Below are 14,866 nucleotides of genomic sequence, written 5' to 3' on the forward strand. Positions count from 1 at the left end.
CTAAACGCCCAAATATGCCTGCTTGATCGTGTCGGTCTTCATCATCTCTTCCGACGTGCCGGACGCGCGGATGGTGCCCGCCTCCAGCAGGTACGCGCGATCGACCACCTTCAGCACCTGCTGCACGTTCTGCTCGACGATCAGAACCGTCAGCCCGCCAGAGCGAATTCGCTTCACCAGCTCGAACACCTGCTGCACCACGACAGGCGCAAGCCCCGCCGAGGGCTCGTCGAGCAGGAGCAATTTCGGATCCGACATCAGCGCGCGGCCGATGGCGCACATCTGCTGCTCGCCGCCCGACATGGTGCCGGCCATCTGGCTGCGTCGTTCCTTCATGCGCGGGAACAGGTCGAACACGAATTCGAGCCGCTCGGCGTATTTGGCGCGCGCCCCCGGCATGTAGGCGCCCATCTTCAGATTGTCGTCGACGGTGAGCCGCGGAAACAGCCGGCGGTTCTCCGGCACGTGCGCAATGCCGAGGTCGACGATGCGATGCGCCGGCGTCGCCACGACGTCGCGGCCTTCCATCGTGATCGAACCTTCGGTGGGGCGGATCAGGCCCGAGATCACGCGCATCAGCGTGGTCTTGCCAGCGCCGTTCGGGCCGATCACGCCGACCGCCTCGCCCGCCCTGACCTCGAGATTGATGCCGAACAATGCCTGGAAGCTGCCGTAACCCGCATCGAGCGATCTGAGTTCGAGCATACTTACACCCCTGCCCGCCGGCGCGCTTCCGCCGCCGCGGCCTGGCTCGAATCCGCATCCGTGCCGAGATAGACCTCGATCACCCGCCGGTCGCTCGCCACCGCGCTCGGCAGACCTTCCGAAATCTTCTCGCCGTGATCGAGCACCATCACGCGATCGACCACCCGCATCAACACGCCCATGATGTGCTCGACCCAGATGATGGTGATGCCGAGCTCGTCGCGGATCTTGCGCAGCATGTCGGCGGCCTGATCCATCTCGTGCTCGTCGAGCCCGCCGAGGCTTTCATCGGCGAGCAGAAGTTTCGGCCCGGTGGCGAGCGCCTTGGCGAGTTCGAGTTTTTTCAGGCCGGCGGCACCTAAGCCATCGACGCCGGCGTGGCGGTTGGTCGGCAGGCCGACCATGGCCAGCGCGCGTTCGGCGGCCTCATCCGCGCGGGCGCGGCTGTGGCTGCCCTGGCCGTAATAGCCTGCAAGCGCCACATTCTCGAATATCGTGAGCCGGTGAAACGGCCGCGGGATCTGGAAGGTGCGGCCGATGCCGCCGTTGATGATGCGGTGCGGCGCCCTGCCCGCGATCTCCGTTCCGTTGAACAAAATCGATCCTGCCGTCGGGATCAGCGTGCCCGACAGCATGTTGAAGATCGTGCTCTTGCCGGAGCCGTTCGGGCCGATCAGGCCGAGAATCTCGCCCTGCTCGACCCGGAACGACACGTTGTTAACAGCGGTGAAGCCGCCGAAGCGTTTCACCAATCCGTCTACCGTCAGCACTCCAGAACCTCCGCTTAGCCGTTTGCCCGGCTCTTACTGGTTGCTGAACGTGGTTCCCTTCGGCAGCGGCAGCACGGCCTCGCGCTGCGCCTGGCTCTTCGGCCACACCACATACGACTTATCGTCAACATACTGGATGACAACCGGGAACGAGCGTTCGTTCTGGCCGGCCATCTGGGTGCCCTCGCCGTGGAACTTGACGCCGAAGCCCAGCATGGTGCCGCCTTCGGGAATATCGGTCTCGAGGGCTGCCTTGCGCAACGCATCGGGATCGACGCCGCCATATTTCTTGATGGCGCGCGGCAGCACCTCGGTCAGAAATAGATAGGTGTTGGATGCCGCCATGCCGACATGCGCAGAACGGATCGCGACGCCCGGCTTGGCCTTGTCGAACTCCTCGCCGACCATCTTGATGACGGGCGGCAGCTTCGGATCCATCGATTTCTGGTTGGCGAGCCAGATCGAGATCGGATCGGTGTTGAAGACGTAGTTGACGTCGGAGCCCAGACCTTCCTTCAGCTTTTCGTAGACGCCATAGCCCGCGCCGTGGCCGACGAGAGCCGCGAATTTCAGGCCCTGCTCGCGCGCCTGGCGGCCGAACAAGGTGATGTCGGGGTTATAGCCGGTGTGGAAGACCACGTCGGGTCGGGCGCGTTTCAGCTTGGTGACGAGCGCTGATAGATCGGGCGCGGTGGCGGAATAGCCTTCCTTCAGCACGATGTTGAAGCCGGCCTTCTTGGCGCCGGCCTCATTGCCCTTCGAGACGTCGACGCCGTAGGCACCGTCCTCGTGGATGATGGCAACGCGCAGATCCTTCGGCTCCTTGCCGAGCTTGGCTTTCGAATTCTGCGCGATGAAATCCATCGTCATCATGCCGAACTGGTCGCCGGAGGCTTGCGGCCGGAACACGTATTTGAAGTTCTTGTCGGCCAGCACCGCGGATGAGATGCAAGTGGTGATCCACATGAAGTTCTTGAGCTGCTCGACGCGCGCGGCCACCGGCACGCATTGCGCCGAGGAGAAGAAGCCGAGCAGCATGTTGACCTTTTCCTGCTCGATCAGCCGCACCGCCTCGTTGATCGCCACATCAGGCTTGCTCTGGGCGTCCGCATAAACCGCTTCGACCTTGTAACCCTCGACGCCGGTCTTGGCGTACTGGTCGAGCATGATCTTGGCGCCGATATATTGCAGCTCCGAACCGCCGCCGGCGAGCGGGCCGGTCAGGTCGTAGATGACGCCGATCTTGATTTTCTTTTCCTGAGCCTCGGCGGAAACCGCCATCCCCAGCACCGCGATTGCGGCAGACAGCCCGACGAGAAGGCGTGCAGTTTTGCGCCCCGGCATGGAATCCTCCCTGGATTATTTTTTGTGCACTGCATTTTCTTGTTCTTGGTTGGCGCCTATCACATTGGTAGCGCGACCAGATGTCAAGCGCATTGCGCGTCACAGCCGGGAAGCGAGCTGCGCCTCGATGAACGCCGTGACAAAACGCGGCATTGCCGAATTCAGATCGCGCGCGCTGCGCACGAGGTGAATGGCCGACAGTTCCGGTTTACGCTGCGAGGCGAGGTTGCGCTCGATCCGCTCGCGTAGATCGTCGCCCGGCATGTAGACGTGCAGGACGCGGATCATCGCGAGCGCAGTGCCTGTGTAGAAGCAATGCCAATGCGGCTCGCTGTCGTATTCGCCGGGGACAAGGCCGGTCTCTTCCTCGAGCTCGCGCGTGACGCTGCCGGATATATCGACCGCGCCGTCCCTGATATCGTCGAGGTCGGGCGTGCCTGACGGAAAATAGATGCGTCCGGCATTCGCCGTGTGCTGGCCCATTTCGCCGAGCACAAAGGCGCCATCGGCGCAGAGTAGCGCGCCCATGCCGAAACCGTTGAACACGCTCGGGTCGGGAAAGCCCCAGTCGCGCCACGCCAAAAAACTGGCGAAGTCGGTTTCGAAATAGCTGGCGCTCAAACGGTCGCCTGAAAACACCGGGTTGCGCCCGAGCAGGACGCGCCCGTTCCATAGTGCGGGCTTTTCACGCTGCTTCTCGGAAAAATGCGCATCGATGTCCGCGCGCCGCGCTTCCGCGAACGGCCAGGCGAATGACTGTACGGGAAGGTCAAGCGTGGTGACGCGACGAATGACCGGAGGTGTTACGCCATTCATCGCTTCACATCGCTCGATTTCACGCCGATCCTATCCCTTCTTCACTTCGGACTGGCGCCCGTGGTCTTCTTGGCCTGCTCGACATATTTGTTGGTGTACGTCTTGGTCACGTCGATATTGGCTTTTGCCACCTCGGGCGAGCCTTCGCTGAAGACGGCGAGCACCGCGTCGGCGCCCTTCGGGTCCATCAAACCGGTTTGCGAGTACATCGGGATCGTGTTCTTCAGCGCGGCGAGATAGAGCGCCTTGTCCTTGCCGACCATTCCCTCCGGCATCTTCGCCATGATCTCTTCCGGCGAATGCGAATGGATCCAGTTGAGCGTGTTGACGATCGCGTTGGTCAGCGCTTGCACTTCCTTCTCGTGTGACTTGATCCAGGCCGTCGTGGTGTAGAGCGCACCGCCCGGATACTCACCGCCGAACACGGCCAGCGTGTCCTTTTGCGTGCGGGTGTCGGCCAGTATCTTCAAATCCGGATGGCTGCCCTGCAAAACGGTGACGGAGGGATCGAGCATCACGGCGGCGTCGATCTGGCCCTGCTGCATCGCCGCCACCGCGGTGGCACCTAGGCCGACGCCGATCACCGCGGCACTGGTCGGATCGAGGCCGTTCTTCTTCAACAGATATTTTAGGAAGAAATCGGTCGAAGAGCCCGGCGCGCTGACGCCGACCTTCTTGCCGTCCAGGTCCTTGATCGATTTGATATCATTGGTGTGCTTGGGCGACACGACAAGCACCAGGCCGGGATAGCGATCATAGATCACGAAGGACTGCAATTCCTGCTTCTTGGCGGCCAGATTGACGCAATGGTCGAAATAGCCCGACACCACGTCGGCGCTGCCGCCGAGCACCGCTTTCAGCGCGTCCGAGCCGCCCTTGAGGTCGACCAGCTCGACGGCCAGCCCCGCCTTTTCATATTCGCCGAGCTGCTTGGCGAGTACGGTCGGCAGATAGCACAGGCAGGCGCCGCCGCCGATCGCGATGGTGACCTTGCTTTGCGCTGCGGCAAATCCCGAGGTCAGCGTCAATGCCAGCAGCGTAGCGGCCAGCCGGCCGAATAGTTTCTTCATGGGTTCCTCCATTCGTTGGCGGCAAGATAGAGCAGCGCAACCGCGTTGAGAAGGCGCCGCCGTTCCGGGCGGACGCCCCCTCCTCCCTCAATTGCGAGGAGTGACAGCGACGAAGCAACCTAGGGCGGGGTACTCATAAGTCGAGATTGATTGATGTGGCTTACCCGACGTCCACTATGCCCGGATAGCGACCAAATTCTGCATCCCAGCGGAATGATGCGATGTGCCACAACCGGACTCAATGCAGTGCAGCAACAATCACCGTTTGATCAACCTCGTCGGCGAGTGGTCAGTAGACATCGCGGACTGCGACCATGAAGTCGTGCGATCCACGCGGTTGAGCAGTCCCCGCAGTGGGAGTGGCCCCAGCTCGATCCTAGACCGAGAGGGGCCACGTTAGACCTTCAAGTCTTGAGGAAGGTCGCAAGGTAGAACACGACAGCCAAAACGACGGTGATACCGATAACTGTTAAGGTGGCCTGTTTAGTTGAAACGTCGCGCATAGCGACGCCTCCTTCAGTTGGACACGCCTAGGACCGTCAAGGACCGCTTGTTGTGGCCCGGCGTTTGAAACTCGATGGCCTGACCAACCGACAGGCCGATCAACGCAGCTCCGACTGGCGTCAGAACCGAGACGCGCTTTAGCGTTATGTCCGCTTCGTGAGGATACACCAACACCACGTCGCGGACTTCACCGGTCTTGTCATCGCAGTACCGGACCTGCGAGCCCATGCGGACTACGCCGCGCAGATCGGAATTGTCCGCCACCACGCTTGCACGCTCCATCTCCTGTGCAAGGAAATGGGCCACGCGCGGGAAGAGCACCGCGCTCGAACTGGCCAGGGCGTTTAGACGCCTCGCCTCATCCTCGATCACGGTTATGGACGGCAACACGATTTCCGGCTTGCGCTTGCGATTAGTCTTGCTCATTACCTTCTCTCCTTTCCTAAGCGGCTGATGGTCCCGGATCATTGTCATCAAGGAGATTTTTGCCCTTGACCACCGGATTGCTAAACAGAACCCTGACAACATCATTCGGATCACCTCGACTGACGCGTTCGATCTTGACGACGTTGGTGCACCCAGCGGTGAAGAAGGGGATTTCGCTTCCGACCTTCAGCCCGACCAACGCTGCGCCCAACGGTGACATCACGGGGATTTGGGTTCGCTCGGACGTGTAGTCTTCGGGATACACCAGTTGCCTCGTCTCGCGAGGAAAGCCCCAGGTGATCCAGAACGTCACCCACGAACCCATGGTGACGATGCTGTCCAATCTGGCTGCGCGATCAGGGACGACTTCCGCACGGTTGATCTCACTCAACAGAAAACGTGCATCCACGTCGCCTTGATCTGCGCCGACCTGCGCGAGCCTCTCCAAGCGGCGATGGTCAGACGCCGGAAGAGTGACGTTCGGGAAAAAGGGATTGTTCACGACATGCCTCCTTGTCGGGCTTCCCTCGTGGGAGAGCCACACACCAAACCTGTTTGATGAAGGAAGGGAGTAATCCGGACGGCACCAACTACCGTCCGGCTAAGCTCCTGCTTGGAGCCGTCCGGCGTGCAAGCAACGCCGCGCAATGCGCGGATCGATGTCGAGGACGTGGATCATGTCGTAGCCACCATAGGACCTTCCGCTGTCCCTGTAACGCGACCAAAGAGCACACACGTAGGGAGAGCGTTGTACCGGCCTGTTCTAGCATCCAGCAAGCTGCGGACATAGTTTTGAACATGGCTCGTGAAGGATGGGCCAATGTCCGGTTTGGGGTCATCCTGTCGGTTTGATTGGACCACCGCGACTTCCGGTCCATCCCGGTGAACGGACATTCTCAGGATAGGCGGGCATGTCTCAAAGGTGCTAACGGACATCGATACTTGCAGCGAGGTGCCGTGTCACTATGGCAACCCTGCCTTGCGGATTCCTGCGATATACAACTGCGAACGCCCTCCGAAACCAGGATTGTCCTTGCCGATATGGCCAAGGGCGGTGACTCTGGTCGTCACCAGAACTTCCACCACCGTCTCTTCTGCAGCGCGCTCGTATCCACCTGGAAACCGTCGAAGATGCACGAGCTCTCATGCGCTGCGATCATCGCGACGTCGACCAGTTCAAGAAAAGCCTCTTTGCTCAGGTGGACAGGAGGAGACATGATGTGTACCGAGAGCCGTCCGAGAGGATTGTCACTGTTCGCGATCTCGCGTTCCCAGCGCGGGAAGGCTGCTACAAGAGCGGTCACGTGCGCGTCGCTTTTAGCGAAGAAATAGCATTCGATGCGCCCCGGTGTGCCGTCTCTCACGCCTTGTTCTTTCAGCGTTGACCACAAAGCCGCGGTAAGCGCACGTTGGCTCTCTAGTTCGCGCGGATCGACGCTTTCAATTCCTCGTAACTCCGTCATTCGACTACTACCATTAGGGAAGGTTTGCCAACCGAGTGCTGGGGTGCGGCGCGATACGAACACGGCTTGCCGTTGAGTTTTGTTGAGTATCTGCCAGACGTGCAAACATAATAATCTGGAGTTTTTTGAAGTTATCCGCAGCGGCGCAACCGACATTTATGCCTTCGCCGAGAAGATGACTAGACGAAGGCGACTCCCAGCGTAGCGTCGGCCGTGGAGTTTAGTGACCTCTAGCCGGTCTGCGGGCCTCACCTTTTCGAACTATCATTGTAGGCAAGCGCCATGTGACGGGCGCAGTCGGCAAGTCCGAAGTGGGTCAATTGCGTCATTTTGGTCGTCGGCCGACTACTTCCGGCCTTCCCCTAGAAACTGACATCGTCAGGGTTGGCCGCCATGTCTCAAAGGTGCCCAAGAGCAGACTTCGACAGACCACCACGGAAGCGAGCCCAACGCGTCGCCTGATCAGTCGCTCAGTCTGCCAAAGAACCCACGTTCGGTTGAAAAACGGCTCGGCTCGGCCCGTACAGACGGAAATAGTCGAACCAGGATCTTGCCCCGGATCATGGCCACAAAATCGCGCGAGATTAGCCGCAGCGTCGCCAGCGCTACATGTCAACGCTAACTGATCCGCAGGGCTTGAACGTTTGGAGCGAGCGCCCGTGCAAGCACCCCTCATGTTTCTGGGCGTAGGCAAGCACGCCCATGATAATCAAAGCTACCACGACCAATCCGGCTACTAAGTTCTGCGCCATGGCTGCCACTCCAGGTGAACTCATGAACAATGGCGACCGGCGCGGATCGTAGGGATTAACGCCGGGGCAGCGCTCCCTCTCGAGGCTATCCCCTAACAGCCGACGTGACTACGGCTTAATCGTACGCCTCGGGCCAAAGGTATCGGGAGGAGGCTGGCGTACGGCCGCGCAGTCAGACGGCAACGCGCTGTGGCAATCGGTGTTCGGCCGTCTCGCTGGCTTACTGGGATTACTATATTGTTCCACGATATCGTTATCGCCCGGAGGACGACCGGGTCGATCCATGCGGCGGGCCCGTAGTGCCGGCCGGTAATACGCTATGGGCCTCAAGAGGAAACGGTTCCGTTGTGGCTGGCGAACGCTTTGGGTCTTGGCCGTGTGCAATGGTCGAGATTGGCCGTGTAAGGGTCGCAACCGGTAATGCACCGATTGAGCAGAAACTTTCTGCTTATCCCCCACTAAGCCGACATCTGCGCCTTTGTGAGTACATCCTAGAAACCAAAAGGGCCGCCAGGCGGCTTCTCTCAGGGCCTTTCGGACGGCCAAAAATGCAAACGGGAGGGGCTGGCTGAGGGCCGCTTTGGGTCTTTCGCGACCGGTCAAACCAACAGCAAGTCGGGCCATGTCCCCCATGCCGCCGAAAGCGGAAGTAAACTCGGAGCATTAGCTGATTCACGGGAGCCATTGCGGCTTGATGGCGCTGCCGGGGATGTGATTCAAACTCGCAACTGGGGCCTCGAATCAGGCGCTACGAACTCAGTGATTATCAATGGACCGCCATCAAACGATGCTGCCGAACAAGCCGCGCGGCGTTCGACGCATAAATGACCGTCGCGTGCTCAAGGCATCTTTTGACGGCAAGAGCGCTACCCCCGCCCCTCCGCCGCCGTCGGCCGCCACACCAAGAGCCGCCGTTCGACCAGCGTCACGCCCATGTCGATCAGGATGACAAAGGCGGACAGCACGAACATGCCGGCGAAGACACCAGCGACGTCGAACACGCCTTCGGCCTGCTGGATCAGGTAGCCGAGGCCGGCGGCCGAACCCAGATATTCGCCAACGACGGCGCCGACCACCGCAAAACCCACCGACGTGTGCAGCGAGGAGAACATCCAGGACAGCGCCGAGGGCCAGTAGACGTGCCGCATCAACTGCCGCTCGTTCATGCCGAGCATGCGGCCATTGTCGAGCACGGTGTTCGAGACTTCCTTGACGCCCTGATAGACGTTGAAGAACACGATGAAGAACACTAGCGTCACGCCGAGCGCGACCTTGGACCAGATGCCGAGCCCGAGCCACAGCGTGAAGATCGGCGCCAGCACCACGCGCGGCAGCGCGTTGATCATCTTCACATAGGGATCGAACACCGCGGCGACGCGCGGCTGTCGCGCGAACCAGAAGCCGACCAGGACGCCGGCGACCGAGCCGATCACGAAGGCGAGGATAGATTCCCACAGCGTGATGATCAGATGCTTCCAGATCACGCCTGACGAGAACCATTTGACGATCTGGCTGCCGACATCGATCGGGTTGGAAAAGAAGAACGGCGGCAGCAGGACTTTTCCGAACACCGGCACGGTGGTGAGGAACTGCCACACCGCCAGGGCTACGACGGCGACCAGCAATTGCAACAGGAGCAGCGTCGAACGGGACATCAGCCTGCTCCTGCCGCCTGGGTGGATTGTACATAGCCCTTCATCACTTCATCCTTCAGCACACTCCAGATCTCCCGGTGCAATTCGTGAAAGTCCTTTTCCATGCGGACTTCCGAAATATCGCGCGGTCGCGGCAGTTTTACCCGCCAGTCGCCGATGATCCGCGCGCTTGGCCCTGCCGACATGATCACGACGCGATCGGCAAGCGCGATCGCCTCCTCGAGATCGTGGGTCACGAACAGCACCGCCTTGCGGTCGGCGTTCCATAATTCGAGCAAGAGATTGCCCATGATCTGCCTTGTCTGGGCGTCGAGCGGGCCGAACGGCTCATCCATCAGCAGTATTTTTGGATCACGTATCAGGACCTGCGCCAGACCGACGCGCTTGCGCTGTCCGCCGGACAGCATGTGCGGATAGCGGTTGGCGAAGGCGCCTAATCCGACCGACGTGAGCCAATCCTGCGCGCGCTGCAGCGCCTGTTCGCGCGGCGCGCCCTTGATCTCGAGCCCGATGGCGACGTTGTCGAGTGCGGTCTTCCAGGGAAACAGCGCATCGGCCTGGAAGAGATAGCCGGCATCGCGGTTCAACCCGATCAGCGGCTGGTCGAAGATTTTTACCGATCCCGCCGCCGGCTTCAGGAGCCCCGCCGCGACATTGAGCAACGTCGATTTTCCGCAACCCGTCGGCCCCACGATGGCAACGAATTCGCCATCCGCGACGGACAGATTGGCCTTCTCCACGGCCGTATAGACGCGGTCGCCTGCGACGCGGAACGCCACTGTCGCATCGCCAAGCGCGACCGCCGTTGGCTGTGCGGTATTCGCCATGTTTTCTCCCCAAGGTTTGGAGTGATGCCTTAGCGGGTACGAAGGATAAGTTCAACGAAGGCCTGCGACGTGGTAGTTGATGTTCACCACCCTCCCCTGGAGGGGGAGGGTCGGCTCGCATGGAGCGCAGCGACATGCGAGACGGGGTGGGGTGATCTCTCCACTCGGGCACTGTTGGATGTGGAGAGACCGTCACCCCACCCCGCCGCGCGTTGCACGCGCGACGACCCTCCCCCTCCAGGGGAGGGTGAAGGATTCGAGACTGCATGAGCCCTCCCCTGATCACCTACAGCCATGTCGGCAAGACGTTCGACGCCGGTCGCGTGGTGGCCGTCGATGACGTCTCGCTTGAGGTCTGCGAGGGCGAATTTCTCGCCGTTGTCGGCGGCTCCGGCTCGGGCAAGACCACGCTATTGCGGCTCGCCAATCGCCTGATCGAGGCTGACTCTGGCACCATCACGGTCGAAGGCGAGGACGTCCGCAACGTCGATCCGATCCTGTTGCGGCGGCGGATCGGCTATGTCTTTCAGAGCGGCGGGCTGTTTCCGCATCTGACTGTCGCCGGCAATATCGGCATCACGCCAAAGCTGCTTGGCACGCGGCCCGCCGAGATTTCCGTGCGGGTGGATGAACTGCTCGACCTTGTCAGGCTCGACCGCACGCCATATCGCGACCGGTTGCCGCATGAACTCTCCGGCGGCCAACGCCAGCGCGTCGGCGTGGCACGGGCGCTCGCCGCACGCCCGCGCATCATGCTGATGGACGAGCCGTTCGGCGCGCTCGACCCCTTGACCCGCGACGCGCTCGGCGACGATTTTCGCGAACTCCACAAGAAACTCGGCCTGACCACCGTCATGATCACCCATGACGTGACGGAAGCGATCCTGCTCGCCGACCGCATCGCGATCATGTGCGACGGGCGGCTGTTGGCGCAGGGCACGCCATCAGAGCTTTCCAAATCCGACGACGCTTACGTCGGCGAACTCCTGCGCACCCCACGGCGGCAGGCCGAGCGGCTCGGCGCCCTGCTGCCTCGCGAGGGTACGGCATGAGCACCTTCGCCGATCCGCGCTGGGGCGAGGCGCTGGGCCATTTGCCCGATTATCTCGGCAACCACGTCCGCGTCAGCGTCGCCGCGCTGGTGCTGGGGTTACTCGTCAGCCTGCCGCTCGCGATCATCGCACGCCATCGGCCGGTGCTGCGCGGCGGGCTGCTCGGGCTTGCCAGCATCGTGCAGACCGTGCCGGGGCTGGCATTGCTGGCGCTATTCTATCCGCTGCTCCTGGCGCTCGCGGCGTTGTCGCTGTCATGGTTCGGCGTCGGTTTTTCCGCGTTCGGATTCTTGCCCGCGGTGCTGGCGCTGGCGCTTTATTCGATGCTGCCGGTGCTGCGCAACACCATCACCGGGCTGCAGGGTGTCGACGCCGCAATCCTGGAAGCGGCGCAGGGCGTCGGCATGACGCCGCGGCAGTCGCTGTTCACGGTGGAATTGCCGTTGGCGCTGCCGGTGATGATGGCAGGCATCCGAACTTCGGCCGTCTGGGTGATCGGCACCGCGACACTGTCGACGCCGATCGGCCAGACCAGCCTCGGCAATTACATCTTTGCAGGGCTGCAGACCCAGAACTGGGTGTTCGTGCTGTTCGGCTGCGTTGCCGCCGCGGTGCTGGCGCTCGCGGTCGATCAACTGCTGGCGCTGATCGAAAACGGCCTGCGCAACCGCAGCCGTTTTCGCGCGACACTGGGCAGCGTCGGCATTGCGGCGCTCGTCGTTGCCACGCTGGCGCCTAACCTGGTGCGGCCGCAGACGAACTACATCATCGGTGCCAAGACTTTTGCCGAGCAGTATGTCCTGTCTGCCTTGATGGCGCAGCGGCTGAAGGCGGCCGGCCTCTTGGCGACGAAGCGCGAGGGTCTCGGCTCCAACGTGATCTTCGAAGCGCTGGCGGCTGATGATATCGACTTCTACATCGACTATTCCGGCACGCTGTGGGCCAACCAGTTTCACCGCACCGACATCAAGCCGCGTCAGGAGCTCGTGGCCGAACTGAAGACGATGCTGGCGCGGCAGAACATCACGCTCTTGGGCGAACTTGGATTTGAGAATGCCTATGCGCTGGTGATGCCGCGCAAACGCGCGGAGCAATTGGGCATCCGCACCATCGCCGACCTCGCCTCGCGCGCGGCGAACATGTCGATCGCCGGCGACTACGAATTCTTCTCGCGGCCCGAATGGGCTGCACTGCGGCGAGCCTACGGCCTGTCGTTCCGCGGCCAGCGGCAGATGCAGCCAGACTTCATGTATGCGGCGGTCGCCTCCGGCGAAGTCGACGTCATCGCCGGCTACACCAGCGACGGCCTGATCGCGAAATACGATCTGGTGACGCTCGGCGATCCCAGGCACGCAATCCCGCCCTATGATGCGATCATGCTGCTCGCACCGAAGCGCGCCAATGACGAGGCCTTGCGCAAGGCGCTGGCCCCGCTGCTCGGCAGGATCGAGATCGCCACCATGCGCGAAGCAAACCTGCGCGCCTCCGGCAACGACGCCGCGAGCTCGCCGGATGCGGTAGCGCAGTGGCTGTGGGAGAAGGTGGGGAAGAAGTGAGGAGAGGCTGCCGTCATTCCGAGGTCTCGTAGGGTGGGCAAAGCGAAGCGTGCCCACCAATTTCGCCAGACGATCGCGAGACTCGCGAAATGTTCTTCTTGTAGTGTCGCGGCCGGTAGGATGGTGGGCACGCTGCGCTTTGCCCACCCTACGAGAATGACGGAGCCTCAAAGCCCCTTGATCATGCCGGCGTCGATCAGAAGCCGGTTGAACCGGCGCGCCTCCGCGCCTTTCTTGCAGTCATAGAAGGCTCCCTTGCAGCGGAGCATGATGCTCTTCTGCTCTGCAAAGGTCGGATCGAGCGGGATGCCGGCGGCTTCCTGCAGCACGAGGGGGATGTACGCCGCGTCGAGCGTTTCGAGTGCCGATGACAGGTTGCGCGGCTGGTAGTTGATGCCGTCGATGGCATAGTAGGTAGCGAAGTAGCGCGGATCGGCGGCCATTACCCGTTTCGCCAGCGTCGCCTGATCGATCCCGGGCTCCAGCATCTTTTGCGAGATCGCCGGCTGGTGATCGCCGAAACGCAGCACCAGGAATGACTGGTCCGGATAGTCGCGCTTCAGCCGCGCGGTGAATTCGCGATAGTCGTTGGCCGTCATGGTCTGACGGCGAATGTATTCATCGACCTCCGCCGTGTTGCCCGGCGGCGTCCAGCCCGGCGGCGTCAGATCGGGCCGGTAGACGTCGGTCCAGGGAAAATGGTTGGCCGTGAGGTAGACGAACATGAAGACTGGCGCCTGCTGAGGCTGCTCGCGCGCAAACACCTTCAGCGCCTGATCGAAATAGAACTTGTCGGGCTGCATGTCCTGGTTCACGCCCATATCCGCCATGTCGACGAAATGGCCGACGCCGGCTCCCTTCTGGAAGGTGCGCGCGCCAAGGAAGTTGCCATAGGTCGGATAGAGCGAGAAGGTCTTGTACCCGCAGTTCCGCAGCGCCTGTGGCAGTCCACGGGTCACGCGACCCGCGGTTATCCTCGTCACGTAGAACTTGAGATCGCCGAACGACCGCGCCGAGAGGCCCGTCAACACGTTGAACTCGGTGTACCAGGTCGGACCGCCGGTCGCCTCCGCCATCATGGTGCGCTGCTTGCCGTCGATGGACTTGAAGTAGTCGGCATATCCCACCGGCACCTTGATGCCTGGCGCGGACGTGACGTCGAAGCTCGACTCGTCGAGCAGCATGATAATGTGCGGCCGCTTTGCGTCGGCATCGCAGGCAGCCTCGGGCGGCAGCGCCGAAAGGCCGGCGGCGCGCGCTTCCCGTGCGAGGCGAAGCGGGGCGTTTGCCGGCGGATCGGCGTCGATCCATCCCGTCGAAGCCAGCCGCGACACCGCCACCACGCCCGAGCGCGCAAGATTGGAAATGTGGTTGATGCCCTGGAACGGTTCCCACGGCTGCTCGGGCCATGCGACCGACATCGCCGATATCGATGCAATGCTCGCGGCCAGACCGATCAACGCCAGGCGGCGCCGCACCCGGAACGGATCGAAACGCCAGACCAGCCACAACAGCGGCACGGCAACGATCCCGGCCACGATCAACTGCGTCTGCAATCGCGGAAACACCGAGAGCAGAAACGAAAACGTATCACGGTCGATGATCAGGAAGTCGAGGAACGTCAGGGTGAGCTGCAGGATGCCGAATTTGAAGCGTGACAGCTCGATCAGGATCACGATGAGGGTCACTGCAATCGCTGCGCAGACGCCGGGCCGCTGCAGCACGAGCAGCAGGAAGCAGTTCACGAAAACCCACGCCAGCACGGCCAGCGCGATCGCAAACGGCCCGTATTCGCTGGCGAGCAGGACCACGAGCCCCGCCAGATGGACGGCGATAATCAGGCCAGCCGGGACAAAGAAACGAGCGCCGCGCGATTCCGCGCGGATGCTTTCGCTCATCCCCCGTTCAGCGGCGGTCGACATTTCT

Annotated in this window: 13 protein-coding genes and 1 pseudogene; 3 read left to right on the top strand and 11 right to left on the bottom strand. The window is 61.9% G+C overall.

All coding sequences use genetic code 11. From position 1 onward, the window contains the following. The 8 genes from LMTR3_RS35205 to LMTR3_RS35240 all read right to left on the bottom strand — a co-directional run bounded on the left by LMTR3_RS35205 (nt 1) and on the right by LMTR3_RS35240 (nt 7,254). On the bottom strand, nt 1-705 hold the full coding sequence (locus LMTR3_RS35205) for an ABC transporter ATP-binding protein (RefSeq protein ID WP_065749526.1): 705 nt from the start codon (nt 703-705) through the stop codon (nt 1-3). Nucleotides 706-707: 2 nt separating this feature from the next. Beyond that, the gene (locus LMTR3_RS35210; protein WP_065749527.1) at nt 708-1,475 is read right to left on the bottom strand and encodes an ABC transporter ATP-binding protein; all 768 of its coding nucleotides are present in this window, start codon (nt 1,473-1,475) and stop codon (nt 708-710) included. Nucleotides 1,476-1,508: 33 nt separating this feature from the next. Further along, nucleotides 1,509-2,819 (bottom strand): ABC transporter substrate-binding protein, encoded by a 1,311-nt coding sequence (locus LMTR3_RS35215; RefSeq protein ID WP_065749528.1) that lies wholly within the window; start codon nt 2,817-2,819, stop codon nt 1,509-1,511. A 99-nt stretch (nt 2,820-2,918) separates the two neighbouring features. Next, on the bottom strand, nt 2,919-3,635 hold the full coding sequence (locus tag LMTR3_RS35220) for a hypothetical protein (RefSeq protein ID WP_065749529.1): 717 nt from the start codon (nt 3,633-3,635) through the stop codon (nt 2,919-2,921). Nucleotides 3,636-3,676: 41 nt separating this feature from the next. Further along, nucleotides 3,677-4,705, bottom strand: coding sequence for an ABC transporter substrate-binding protein (locus LMTR3_RS35225; RefSeq protein WP_065749692.1), 1,029 nt, complete (start codon nt 4,703-4,705; stop codon nt 3,677-3,679). A gap of 516 nt (nt 4,706-5,221) precedes the next feature. After that, nucleotides 5,222-5,635, bottom strand: coding sequence for a nucleoside diphosphate kinase regulator (gene rnk / locus LMTR3_RS35230; RefSeq protein ID WP_065749693.1), 414 nt, complete (start codon nt 5,633-5,635; stop codon nt 5,222-5,224). Nucleotides 5,636-5,651: 16 nt separating this feature from the next. Beyond that, nucleotides 5,652-6,137 carry a GreA/GreB family elongation factor gene (locus tag LMTR3_RS35235; RefSeq protein ID WP_065749530.1) on the bottom strand — a complete coding sequence of 162 codons (486 nt, stop codon included), beginning with the start codon at nt 6,135-6,137 and terminating at the stop codon, nt 5,652-5,654. 565 nt (nt 6,138-6,702) lie between these two features. After that, nucleotides 6,703-7,254, bottom strand: coding sequence for a hypothetical protein (locus tag LMTR3_RS35240; protein ID WP_141686968.1), 552 nt, complete (start codon nt 7,252-7,254; stop codon nt 6,703-6,705). An 820-nt stretch (nt 7,255-8,074) separates the two neighbouring features. Between LMTR3_RS35240 and LMTR3_RS40485 the strand changes: the two are divergent. Beyond that, nucleotides 8,075-8,271 (top strand): annotated as a pseudogene (locus tag LMTR3_RS40485) (hypothetical protein); the annotation flags it as partial. Nucleotides 8,272-8,716: 445 nt separating this feature from the next. Here the strand turns inward: LMTR3_RS40485 and LMTR3_RS35245 are convergent. Both LMTR3_RS35245 and LMTR3_RS35250 read right to left on the bottom strand, forming a co-directional pair. Next, nucleotides 8,717-9,505 (bottom strand): ABC transporter permease, encoded by a 789-nt coding sequence (locus LMTR3_RS35245; RefSeq protein WP_065749532.1) that lies wholly within the window; start codon nt 9,503-9,505, stop codon nt 8,717-8,719. Next, on the bottom strand, nt 9,505-10,332 hold the full coding sequence (locus LMTR3_RS35250) for an ABC transporter ATP-binding protein (protein WP_065749533.1): 828 nt from the start codon (nt 10,330-10,332) through the stop codon (nt 9,505-9,507). The genes LMTR3_RS35245 and LMTR3_RS35250 overlap by 1 nt, the downstream gene beginning before the upstream one ends. Nucleotides 10,333-10,598: 266 nt before the next feature. Between LMTR3_RS35250 and LMTR3_RS35255 the strand changes: the two genes are divergently transcribed. Both LMTR3_RS35255 and LMTR3_RS35260 read left to right on the top strand, forming a co-directional pair. Beyond that, entirely contained in the window at nt 10,599-11,384 is a 786-nt protein-coding gene (locus tag LMTR3_RS35255) for an ATP-binding cassette domain-containing protein (RefSeq protein ID WP_065749534.1), read from the top strand. Next, nucleotides 11,381-12,940 (top strand): ABC transporter permease/substrate-binding protein, encoded by a 1,560-nt coding sequence (locus tag LMTR3_RS35260; RefSeq protein WP_065749535.1) that lies wholly within the window; start codon nt 11,381-11,383, stop codon nt 12,938-12,940. The genes LMTR3_RS35255 and LMTR3_RS35260 overlap by 4 nt, the downstream gene beginning before the upstream one ends. Before the next feature lie 167 nt (nt 12,941-13,107). On the opposite strand, the gene LMTR3_RS35265 is transcribed toward LMTR3_RS35260, so the two are convergent. Then, on the bottom strand, nt 13,108-14,862 hold the full coding sequence (locus LMTR3_RS35265; protein WP_084029994.1) for a sulfatase-like hydrolase/transferase: 1,755 nt from the start codon (nt 14,860-14,862) through the stop codon (nt 13,108-13,110). Nucleotides 14,863-14,866: the final 4 nt, after the last annotated feature.

This window comes from Bradyrhizobium sp. LMTR 3 (genome assembly GCF_001693485.1).
Classification (GTDB): Bacteria; Pseudomonadota; Alphaproteobacteria; order Rhizobiales; family Xanthobacteraceae; genus Bradyrhizobium.

What these genes read in the sequence shown, in the direction of transcription:
- LMTR3_RS35205 (WP_065749526.1), bottom strand. Translation starts at nt 705, where the DNA reads ATGCTCGAACTCAGATCGCTCGATGCGGGTTACGGCAGCTTCCAGGCA.
- LMTR3_RS35215 (WP_065749528.1), bottom strand. Translation starts at nt 2,819, where the DNA reads ATGCCGGGGCGCAAAACTGCACGCCTTCTCGTCGGGCTGTCTGCCGCA.
- LMTR3_RS35220 (WP_065749529.1), bottom strand. Translation starts at nt 3,635, where the DNA reads ATGAATGGCGTAACACCTCCGGTCATTCGTCGCGTCACCACGCTTGAC.
- LMTR3_RS35225 (WP_065749692.1), bottom strand. Translation starts at nt 4,705, where the DNA reads ATGAAGAAACTATTCGGCCGGCTGGCCGCTACGCTGCTGGCATTGACG.
- rnk (WP_065749693.1), bottom strand. Translation starts at nt 5,635, where the DNA reads ATGAGCAAGACTAATCGCAAGCGCAAGCCGGAAATCGTGTTGCCGTCC.
- LMTR3_RS35240 (WP_141686968.1), bottom strand. Translation starts at nt 7,254, where the DNA reads ATGTCGGTTGCGCCGCTGCGGATAACTTCAAAAAACTCCAGATTATTA.
- LMTR3_RS35245 (WP_065749532.1), bottom strand. Translation starts at nt 9,505, where the DNA reads ATGTCCCGTTCGACGCTGCTCCTGTTGCAATTGCTGGTCGCCGTCGTA.
- LMTR3_RS35250 (WP_065749533.1), bottom strand. Translation starts at nt 10,332, where the DNA reads ATGGCGAATACCGCACAGCCAACGGCGGTCGCGCTTGGCGATGCGACA.
- LMTR3_RS35255 (WP_065749534.1), top strand. Translation starts at nt 10,599, where the DNA reads ATGAGCCCTCCCCTGATCACCTACAGCCATGTCGGCAAGACGTTCGAC.
- LMTR3_RS35260 (WP_065749535.1), top strand. Translation starts at nt 11,381, where the DNA reads ATGAGCACCTTCGCCGATCCGCGCTGGGGCGAGGCGCTGGGCCATTTG.
- LMTR3_RS35265 (WP_084029994.1), bottom strand. Translation starts at nt 14,862, where the DNA reads ATGTCGACCGCCGCTGAACGGGGGATGAGCGAAAGCATCCGCGCGGAA.